7 protein-coding genes and 1 pseudogene are annotated in these 10,211 nt (G+C 46.8%); 3 read left to right on the top strand and 5 right to left on the bottom strand.

The genetic code is table 11. The annotated features are described in order from the left end of the window. Together PQQ36_RS16660 and PQQ36_RS16655 are read left to right on the top strand one after the other, a co-directional pair. Nucleotides 1-444 (top strand): annotated as a pseudogene (locus PQQ36_RS16660) (hypothetical protein); the annotation flags it as partial. 10 nt (nt 445-454) lie between these two features. Further along, nucleotides 455-2,086 carry a BatD family protein gene (locus PQQ36_RS16655; protein WP_273661854.1) on the top strand — a complete coding sequence of 544 codons (1,632 nt, stop codon included), beginning with the start codon at nt 455-457 and terminating at the stop codon, nt 2,084-2,086. 83 nt (nt 2,087-2,169) lie between these two features. Here the strand turns inward: PQQ36_RS16655 and PQQ36_RS16650 are convergent, their stop codons facing one another. The 5 genes from PQQ36_RS16650 to PQQ36_RS16630 form a co-directional block, all read right to left on the bottom strand. Beyond that, a complete protein-coding gene (locus tag PQQ36_RS16650; protein WP_273661853.1) occupies nt 2,170-4,290 on the bottom strand; it encodes a sensor domain-containing diguanylate cyclase in 2,121 nt (706 codons plus the stop codon). Nucleotides 4,291-4,538: 248 nt separating this feature from the next. Further along, nucleotides 4,539-5,288, bottom strand: coding sequence for a phosphate ABC transporter ATP-binding protein PstB (gene pstB / locus PQQ36_RS16645; RefSeq protein ID WP_011082406.1), 750 nt, complete (start codon nt 5,286-5,288; stop codon nt 4,539-4,541). A 58-nt stretch (nt 5,289-5,346) separates the two neighbouring features. Then, complete coding sequence (pstA, locus tag PQQ36_RS16640) at nt 5,347-6,210, bottom strand: phosphate ABC transporter permease PstA (RefSeq protein ID WP_038940001.1); 864 nt, start codon at nt 6,208-6,210, stop codon at nt 5,347-5,349. A 21-nt stretch (nt 6,211-6,231) separates the two neighbouring features. Beyond that, a complete protein-coding gene (gene pstC / locus PQQ36_RS16635) occupies nt 6,232-7,164 on the bottom strand; it encodes a phosphate ABC transporter permease subunit PstC (protein ID WP_224635375.1) in 933 nt (310 codons plus the stop codon). Nucleotides 7,165-7,252: 88 nt separating this feature from the next. Beyond that, nucleotides 7,253-8,074 carry a phosphate ABC transporter substrate-binding protein gene (locus PQQ36_RS16630; RefSeq protein WP_039538541.1) on the bottom strand — a complete coding sequence of 274 codons (822 nt, stop codon included), beginning with the start codon at nt 8,072-8,074 and terminating at the stop codon, nt 7,253-7,255. Between the two features lie 469 nt (nt 8,075-8,543). Between PQQ36_RS16630 and PQQ36_RS16625 the strand changes: the two genes are divergently transcribed. Further along, complete coding sequence (locus PQQ36_RS16625) at nt 8,544-10,187, top strand: methyl-accepting chemotaxis protein (protein WP_194592263.1); 1,644 nt, start codon at nt 8,544-8,546, stop codon at nt 10,185-10,187. Nucleotides 10,188-10,211: the final 24 nt, after the last annotated feature.

The raw sequence follows: 10,211 nt of genomic DNA, 5'->3' as shown, positions 1-10,211 counted from the left end.
CAACAGCAACAGCAACAGCAACAGCAACAGCAACAGCAACAGCAACAGCAACAGCAACAGCAACAGCAACAGCAACAAAAGTCTTCCAATCGTGATAATCAGAGTCAATCAGAAAATCGCGAAAATGCGCCAAAAGAGGCGAAAGAAAAGTCTCAAGAAAACAATGAGCAAGGCGATGCTCAACGACAGAAAAAACCATCCGAACAGGGTGAAGAACAAGTTAAGCCGAGCGATAAACCCGCGCAAGAAAGAGCCCCCAAAAGAGAGACGGAGCCAGAAAGCGTAGAAGCCCAACAACCTGCGCCGAAAAACGCAGACGATCCAGACTTTAAAAAACTGGAATCCGTTGAAAACGCACGCGATCCTGCTTATCTGCTTAAAGCACAAATGTTGCTGCAAGCGCAGCAGAAACCAGCTCCTGATAATAAAGATAAAACGTGGTAATGAGTAAGCTATGAATCGAATGACACCCTTTTTCATTTTGCTATCGACACTGCTTTTTACGCCTTTTCTGGCGGCAAAGAGTCTGGTTGCGAGCGTAAATAAAACCAAGGTTTCGAAAAACGAAGTGATTCAACTCACGGTGCGAGCCGATTATTCACTCGATGCCAATGACATTGATTTTTCTGCGTTAAGCCAAGATTTCTTCACCTCAAGTCCACGTTTTGTCAATTCAAGCAATTACATTAATGGCCAATCTTCAAAGCTCAGTGAGTGGACACTTTCCATCGCACCCAATCGCGCTGGTATCGTGACGATCCCTGCATTCTCTGTTGATGGCGAAAGCACTGCGCCAATCCCACTGGAAGTGTCTGTCGATCAACACGAACCAAACGTGTCAGATATTATTCAATACTCGATGCAACTTGATACAAGCACGCTCTATCCTCAGCAATCCACGCCGTTAAAGGTGGAGATTCGGATTCTGGCGGATCCCCGTCGACTCGAAAATCCGCGCATCACCCCACCGTCCATTCAAGGCGTAGAGATAGAGCTAAAGGGGCAAACTCGCCAATTTCAGCGTGTTGAACAGGGTCTTCAAATCACTGTCATTGAGCAGAATTATCAACTTACCGCCAACCAACCCGGTTTTTTTGAACTCAAAGGCCCGTTATTACGCGGCTCTTATATTTATGGTGACAGCTTAACGGGCTCTACCAAAATATTGACCTTAGATGGCAAGCCGCAAAGTCAATCGATCAAGGTAAAGGCCATTCCTAACAACGCCGCGCAGCCTTGGCTGCCCGCTCAACAACTGTCGCTTGTTCAACAATGGCATCAAGATGGCGGCGAGAACAACACCGTTGAGCAAGGTAGCAGCATCACGCGTGAAATCACTCTGACAGCAAAAGGGCTCAATGAAAACCAGTTACCAACTCTCAAGTTCGACTATCCCGCTTCAGTACGAGTGTACGATGAAAAGCCTGCATTTAAGACTCTGGACAACGGTACAACCCAAATGACACTGAAGCAGGTACTGATCCCAACCGAAACCGGTGATTTAACCTTACCTTCACTGCAATTGGTGTGGTGGAACACGGTTTCTGACCAACAAGAAACAGCCGCACTCGAGGGGCGTCAACTCAAGGTTAAACCGGGCTCGGCGCAAGTGTTTACTTTGCCTGAGCAGCCAGCGCAGGCTAGTGAGACAAACCTTCGCCCAGACTCTACCCACCAAGAGCCTATTCAAAATACAACCATTTGGTTTTACTTAACCTGGACGTTTGCCTCACTGTGGATTCTTACCCTCATCGCCGCTCTCTACTGCTATAAACATCGCGGAACAAGTGCAGATAAGCCTCAGAATACAGCCTCCAATAACGCGCTTGAATCGATGCAAGCATTGCAAAAGGCGATTGCTGACAAAGATGCCGTCAAAATCGAAGCCCTCGTTCGCCAGTGGATGAAAACCACCACGGTTTCTCAACCAGTAAAACAGGCAATCGAATCAGAATTAAAAGCCATGCACCAAGCGACCTACTCGCACGCACCTTCACCATGGCAGGCGGAGCACTTACTTACACTGATCAAGCAAAGTCGCTCAGCCTCAAACGATAAAACCTCTTTTGACATGCCGAAGCTCTAGCTTCGTTTAGACAACACAAAAATAACAAGGGCGAACAACACTGTTCGCCCTTTTCTTTTTCGCTCGCTTAAGCGGCAGCAGAGTTAGATCGCTTCAACCGACAGTGATTGATAACTGCAAACTCGGTTTCGCCCCTCCGCCTTAGCACGATAGAGAGCAACATCAGCCTGTTGATAGAGTTTATCGAAATGCAGATCGCGAGCTTGAACTTGATCGACCGCCACGCCGATAGAAACGGTTAAACGATCGCCATTTGGATTGACCTGATGCTTAATTTGCTCTTGCTCAATACACTGACGGATGCACTCCGCACGCTGCAAAACACCACTGGCCTCACTGCCAACCATCAGCATCACAAATTCCTCCCCACCAATGCGACAAAACACTTCTTCTTTGCCATTACTGTGGTGCTCAAGGATGTGGCCAATACGCATTAAGACAATATCGCCTTCCAAATGACCATAATGATTGTTGAACAAGCCAAAATGATCGATATCGATAAGGATCAGACCAAACGCGAGCGCTTTTTCCTCTTCACTATGGCAGATGGACTCCATGACATGCTCTAACATGCGTCGGTTGCCAAGACGAGTAAGTGGGTCCAATTTGGATAACACTTCGAGCTGACGGTTTGCTTCTTCCAACTCTTGGGTGCGCTTACGAACCTCTTTTTCCAAATTTTCGTTGAGCTCTCGTATCGCTTCTTGCGCTTGAGTGCGTTGCAACACTTCCGCCAAACTGGAGGCAAACATGCGGATCACTTCCCTAAGCTGCGAAGTCAGCGGTGAGCGAGTCAGCAAGTTGTCCACCGCAATAAACGCAATCGGACCATTGGTATTGCTGGTCAGTAACGTCATTGCCCCCCAGCCAAAACCGACGATATTGCAGTCATGGTAAATCGGCACGGAGTCTTCAAAGGCAACCTCGTTGGGCATTGAACGTGCAAGATTAATCAAAGCAAAGTCTTGTGTCTCACCAAAGAAATAGGACTCATCCACGACGTTGCCTTGAATATCCGTCCCCCAAGTGCCTTGCATATAAGTGCAGTTTTCATCGGTAAGAAACACCGCCATGCGATCAACGCCAAGATGCTGAATCGCAAAGGAGACTGCCGATTTACACACATCACTCACCGTTGTACAACGCGACAATTCAACCATGCTTGAGTGGAGCATTCGTACGTTTTGTTCTTGACGTTTGCGAATATAAATTTGCGATAGCAGCGAACCAAAAGATTGCAGCATCTGCTTTTGATAACTGGTGATCGGCTTACGGTGAATAAAATTATCCAGCGCCAGCCAACCGAACGGTTCATGGCCATCACGTAGAATCAACATCAAGTTCCACCCCTGCCCGACTACTTTCCCTGCGGTGTATAGCGGGGTTTCATTAGAGATCACCAGATTGGTGTCGCGTGAAGAGAGAGCGGTAACAAACTCTTCACCCAACTGATGAAGATCGTATTGCGTGTGAAACTCACTGACGGTGTTGCCGTGTTCATCGGTACCATAAGTACCGTTGAAGCAGCGTTTTTTCATGTCGAGTAACATAAAGGTCGATCGATCAAAGCCCAACCTGTCTCGCAGCGCTTCAACCGCTTTACGATAGAGATCGTTTAACGTGCTGGGGTTGGAGATTTCCAATGCCACTTCTTGCACCAGCTTCATGTTGTCAATAAAGCGTTCACGATGGTTAATTTCGTCAATGTACTGCGCTTCACGGATATCGCGATTTTTGATCTCTAACGACGCCTGTTTTTCCGCACGGATACATTGCCATCTGGCCGCAATCAACTGCATCGCATCGTGGGTTTTCTCGTAGATATGATCGGCAGAGCCCGCTTTGACCCCTTGGATCAGAATGTAAGTTCGCAGCATAGGGAAGTTATCCAGCATCATGATGTAGCTGTTTCCCCCGAAGAGATCACGGTGATCCCAGTTACAGGTATTGATGGCTAAAGGAATTAAGCTCTCCGAGGTATCAAACTGCCTCGCCCATTGCCAAAAAGAGCTGGGAAAATCCACCAAAGGCGCTGGCTGTCCGGACCAAAAACGCAATGACAACGACGTATTTACGCAAGGATCATCAAATATCGCCATCGCATCCACTTCCATCAGTTCTGCGAGATATTCAAACATTGTCTCCGCCAGTAACCTATGGTCTCTGGTCGCCGACACCTTACGCATAAAGCTCCTGAAATTCACTTTGCCAACACCATTATTATTTTAGGGAATTGCGTTTAAAAGTAACCGTCCGACAATGTGCAATCAAACGCATTTCGAATCAGCTGTTAAGTCGTTCGCATTTTTGTCACGACGATTGTCTTAAGCGAGAGAGAGACTGCATTTTGTTGCCGTGCGTTTGCAGTACAAAAACAAAAAAGCCCCTCTGAGAGAGGGGCAAAAGTACCATCGCTTATAGTTATAATTCCGTTTAAACGTCAATTCGCTGATTAACCAAAATCGCCGTTTACATAGCCACGAGTGCGGTCATCACTTGGCTCGCTAAAGATCACTTGAGTATCGTTGTGCTCCACCAGCTCACCCATTAAGAAAAAGGCAGTGCGATCGGAAATTCGACGCGCCTGTTGCATGGAGTGCGTAACGATCACAATGGTGTAGTTCTTCTTCAACTCTTCCATCAACTCTTCAATTTTATGCGTCGCAATTGGGTCAAGCGCAGACGTCGGTTCATCCATTAGGATGACATCCGGCTCCATCGCAATGGTGCGCGCAATACATAAACGCTGTTGTTGACCACCAGAAAGACCAAAAGCATGCGATTTCAAGCGATCTTTCACCTCATCCCATAACGCCGCGCCACGTAGTGAACGCTCGACCACTTCATCAATGTGTTTTTTGTCTTTGATGCCTTGTGCACGCAAACCATACGCCACGTTCTCATAGATGCTCATCGGGAATGGGTTTGGCTTTTGGAACACCATGCCGACCTTAATACGCAGATCCGCCACATCAACGTTGCCATAGATGTCTTCGCCGTCCATTGCCAACTTGCCAGTAATCTTCACCCCTTCAATCAGGTCATTCATGCGATTCAGACAACGCAATAAGGTGGATTTACCGCAGCCAGATGGGCCGATAAGCGCCGTGACTTGACGAACGGGGATCGGTAAGTTAATCGCTTTCAGCGCTTGGTTTTCACCGTAATACAAGTCTAGGTTTTCGATATCAAATTTGTTCATAGTCTTAATCTCTAAATTCTTTTCAATGAGCGTTTTGAGCGTCTTTTGTTGTTCGTCGTTAGTAAGTCGCTGTGTTAAAACGTTTTGCAATTAATTTGGTTACCATGTTGATCAACAGCACCACCACAATCAGTACGGTGGCTGTGCCGTACGCCTGGTTCCACTCATCAATGGTAAACAGCTCTGTCGTCAACTTATAGAGGTGTACCGTCAGTGTTCGGCCAGAATCCAGTAGTGAGTCTGGAATTCGTGCCACCATACCAGCGGTAAGGAACACTGGTGCTGATTCACCAATCACGCGGCCAATACTCAAAATCACCGAGGTTAAAATACCAGGCATTGCACTCGGCAGAATCAAACGCCAGATGGTATAGATTTTTGATGCACCGAGACCATATGAACCTTCGCGGTAGGTTTGCGGTACCGCCATCAGCGCCTCTTCCGTCGTCCTGATGATCACTGGCAGGATAAGAATACTCAACGTTAAGGCGCCCGAGAGAATCGAGAATCCCAGACCAAGAATGGCGACAAAGAAGGTCATACCAAACAGACCAAAGATAATCGACGGAATACCAGCCAAGGATTCGGTACAAAAACGAATCACCTTAACCAATCGGCTGCCCACTTTGGCGTATTCTGTTAAGTAGATAGCCGTCATGATCCCTAGCGGTGCGGCAACAGCAATCGATGCCACAACCATGTAAATGGTCGAAATGATCATCGGGAAGATGCCATGCTCTTCACCTGTACGGGTGTAATTGTCAGAGATGAAGTTCCAATCCACATGCTGCAAGCCGTTAGAAAGGATGTACCAGATAATCCAGAACAAGAAGCCCACCGTCAGAGCGGCTGCCGCCCAAACCAGAGCATTCAGAATGTTGTCTTTTACTTGACGAGATTGTTTTAATTTTGCGCGTTCCATAAATATCACCTTAACTTGCGATTACTTCGCTTTTTCTCGGTTGAGGTAAAGCAGCGCTGCATTCAACACCATGATGAACACCAACAGCACCACACCGGTTGCGTAAAGCGCATTGGCGTGAACACCACTGGCGTATGACATTTCAATCGCAATGTTCGCCGTTAGCGTACGAGCTGAATCCAATAAGCCTTGAGGCATGGCAGGAGCATTTCCCATCACCATGATGATCGCCATGGTTTCACCCAGCGCACGGCCAATACCGAGGATAACGCCAGTCATGATGCCGCTGCGTGCCGCAGGAACGAGCAGTTTAAAAATAGTAAAGATTTTCGATGCACCCAACGCCAGTGAGCCTTCTTTATAAGCTCTCGGCACCGCGCGAATCGAGGTTTCAGAAACGGTGATTACCGTAGGTAGGATCATCACACCAAGCACAATGATACCCGCTAAGATGGTGTTACCCGCAGGCACATCAAATACGTTTTGAATCAATGGAACAATAATCACCAAGCCGAAGAAACCGTAAACGACCGAAGGGATACCTGCCAGCAGTTCAACCGCAGGACGAATGATATCTGCGACACGTTTAGGTGCAATTTCAGCGATGAAAACCGCCGTCAGTACCCCAACGGGCACACCAACAAGAACCGCACCAAACGTCGATACCATCGAGGCAACGATCATGGTGGCGACACCATAAAGCGCCGGTGGTAACCAATCTTGGCCTAACACAATGCCTGAGACGCCCGCTTCTTGGAAAGCTGGAATACTTTCTCGGATGATGAAGTAGGCAATCACGGCTAGAGAAACAATACCGATAACCGCACTGGTCAAAAACAAGCCATGGAAAATACGTTCGCGCCAGTCAATGCGCTTTTGCGTACGTAAACGAGGTTTATCGATAGCTTTAGCTTCACTATTCATAAGCTTTTCACTATTTGTTGCGATGGTCATGAATCTAATCTCACGTTTCGAACAAGTCGAAGTGAATGGAAAACGCTCAGCCCTTTTTATTGGGCTGAGCAAACTTTTAAATCATTACTTAGTTAACTGAGATGTAGCCTTTCTTCTCTACAATGGCTTGTGCTTCAGGGGTCAGCATCCAATCAAGGAACTTCTGCGTTTCAGCAGATGGTTTGCCCTGCTTGTAAAGAACAAGGAATGGACGAGCCACTTTGTACGAACCGTTTTTCACGTTTGAAATAGACGCATCCGTGCCATCGATAGCTAGCGGGTGAACCGACTCATCAACAGTACCTAGCGAGATGTAACCGATAGCGTAAGGGTTTGAAGCAACCATCGTTTTCAGTGCACCGTTACCGTTTGCCACTTGAGCACGTTGAGAGATTGCAGACACTTCTTTACCCGAGATTTTCTTCTTCAGTTTAAGAATGTCTTCAAATGCGCCACGTGTACCTGATGCTGTATCACGAGTAATTGCAACGATAGGTTTGTCTTCACCACCGACTTGTTTCCAGTTCGTCACTTCACCTTTGTAGATGGCAGAAACTTGCTCAGCAGTCAGGCCTTTCAGCGTGTTCTTTGGGTTAACAACCACTGCGATACCGTCGCGAGCAATCACTTCTTCAACCAAAGCGGTTTCTTTCTCAGACGATTTTAGGTCACGTGAAGACATACCGAGATCTGCAGAGCCATTTTTTGCCGCTTTAACACCTGCCGATGAACCTGGTCCTTGAACTTCAATAAAAACTTCTGGGTTTTTCTTCATGTATGTTTCAGAGAAAACTTCCATCAGTGGAGTTACGCTGCTTGAACCCACTGCAGAGATCGTTTCTTTTGCCGAAGCGGTTGTCACTGTCAGAGCACTCATAAGAGCGATTGCACCGATTACTGTCTTTTTCATCACAATATCCTTTATTGGCCAAATTGCCGTTGTGTTTCACTTGAACGATGCTCACTTTAGGATGTGAATATGACAGTTGTGTTTCACTTAATTGAACCCTCTGTGACACATTGCTGACAGTTGTGCGAATAAATCCACCAATCGAGCAGCATCAATGTGTAACAAATCGTATGAAGTAACCCCACCATATCTATCAATAAAGCCGTTATGAAAGCGGTTTTATTGAAAAGCTCATTTTTTAGCCGAGACATTTTACTCTATGAAAAATCGTGCTTTACGCACATTGTGAGCACTCTCTGATAATTGCTATTTACCCGCCAATTTTGAGAGTGACCACAAACTACTAGTGACATTTGTAACTAAATAAGTCATTGAATACAGCGGGCGAATGGTTACAATCATCCACTAATAAAAATAAAACAATAATATTCATTCTCATTAATTATTTGTTCACAGAGGGTCGTTTTTAATGCGTCGTTTTTTAAATACACTTTCGATAAAAGCGCAGGTGTTGGTTCCTGTTGCTTTTACTATCGTTTTGTTGCTCGGGGGGGTCACCCTTGGCGCAAGCAACTTAAAACATGCTTTTGAGCGTGTAACTATTTCCACCGAACAACTCATCGTTCACAAAGGTGAATTAGGTGAAATTGTCGATAACATGTACGGAATGCGGATCAAGGCGATTTACAGCCTATTTCGCCCAGACGATCTGACCACACTGATCCCCGTGTTATCCGACAAGCAAAACGAGATCCGTTCACTGCTCAACGCGATTGAAACCGTACCGGGTCTGAAAAATGAAGTGGAACAGATGCGCAAAGCACTTAACCACTATGTCGATTACTCACGTGATGTGATGTTGCCTTTGCTCAAGGTAAAGCACGGTGAAAGCTACCTCTCTTCCGATTTTCAACAACAGTACGATGTTGCGATGACCGCCTACCGCAAAGCTGGCGAAGAGATGGTCAAAGCAATTGATGTGCTTTCGCAAAAACTCAATCAAATTGCCATTGAAGACGTGAAAGACAACGGCAATCAACACAACGCTACGCTGACTTTCTCTGTTTTTGCCATGCTTGGTATTTTGGCCATCGCAGCCATCATTAGCATGGTGTTGGCTCATATGATCGTAAAACCGATTCGCTCGCTACAAACCACAATGCAAGCGGTCGCTAAAGGCGATCTGTTAGTAGAAGCTCAAGCGGAAGGTAAAAACGAAGTCGCACAGTTGGCTCAAGACGTGAATACCACGATTCATCAACTGCGTAATACCGTGGACGCATTGGTTCGTATTAGTGTGGATGTGGCGTCGGCCTCAACAGAGCTCGCCGCTGTGATGACACAATCAAGCGTCAATTCTGATCAAGAGAAAAATGAAGTGGAGCAAGTCGCCTCTGCCGTTAGCCAGTTAGAATCCACGGCCGCAGATGTCACCGCCAATGCAGTCAAAGCGGATACGGCTTCTAGCCAAGCCAACCAATTGGCAAAACACACTCTCAGCATGTTTGAACAAAATAATCGCGCCAACGATAAGATGGCTGAGCAGCTCAATCAGGCGGCAGGTGTAGTGACTTCGCTGAAAGTTCAGTCTGAGCAAATTGGTAAAGTGATTGAGGTGATTCAAAGCATCTCAGAGCAGACCAACCTATTGGCACTGAACGCGGCCATTGAGGCGGCTCGCGCGGGAGAAAGTGGTCGAGGCTTTGCAGTGGTCGCTGACGAAGTTCGTATGCTCGCCGCAAGAACGCAGGATTCCACCAAAGAGATCCAAGCCATTATTGAAGAGCTGCAAACGCAATCTGGACGCGCGAATGAGAGCATGAACTCTAGCCTTGAAACACTGGCGAGCAATCAAACACTGGCGGGCGAAGTGAGCCAAAGCCTAAGTGAAATTAGCCACTCAATTGAAGAGCTCACCTTGATCAGCGCTCAAGTGGCCACCGCGTCTGAAGAGCAAAACCAAGTGACCAAAGATATTAACCAAAACTTGAGCAACATTTACGAGCTGGTGAGCCAAAATGTCACGGGCATTACTCAAGCGGCAGCAGCGAGCCAAGAACTCTCCTCTCTCGCGGAGAATCAAAAAGAACAGTTAGGATACTTTAAAGTCTAACGTCAACACACTAGTCACACGCCC

Source organism: Vibrio sp. CCUG 15886, assembly GCF_028570825.1.
Lineage (GTDB): Bacteria > Pseudomonadota > Gammaproteobacteria > Enterobacterales > Vibrionaceae > Vibrio > Vibrio vulnificus_B.
The sequence above is the reverse complement of the archived record's forward strand: the minus strand, read 5'-3'. Positions and strand labels throughout refer to the sequence as shown.

Bases quoted from the DNA above. Each gene is read 5' to 3' on its own strand.
- PQQ36_RS16655 (WP_273661854.1), top strand. From the start codon at position 455: ATGAATCGAATGACACCCTTTTTCATTTTGCTATCGACACTGCTTTTT.
- pstB (WP_011082406.1), bottom strand. From the start codon at position 5,288: ATGAACAAATTTGATATCGAAAACCTAGACTTGTATTACGGTGAAAAC.
- pstA (WP_038940001.1), bottom strand. From the start codon at position 6,210: ATGGAACGCGCAAAATTAAAACAATCTCGTCAAGTAAAAGACAACATT.
- pstC (WP_224635375.1), bottom strand. From the start codon at position 7,164: ATGACCATCGCAACAAATAGTGAAAAGCTTATGAATAGTGAAGCTAAA.
- PQQ36_RS16630 (WP_039538541.1), bottom strand. From the start codon at position 8,074: ATGAAAAAGACAGTAATCGGTGCAATCGCTCTTATGAGTGCTCTGACA.
- PQQ36_RS16625 (WP_194592263.1), top strand. From the start codon at position 8,544: ATGCGTCGTTTTTTAAATACACTTTCGATAAAAGCGCAGGTGTTGGTT.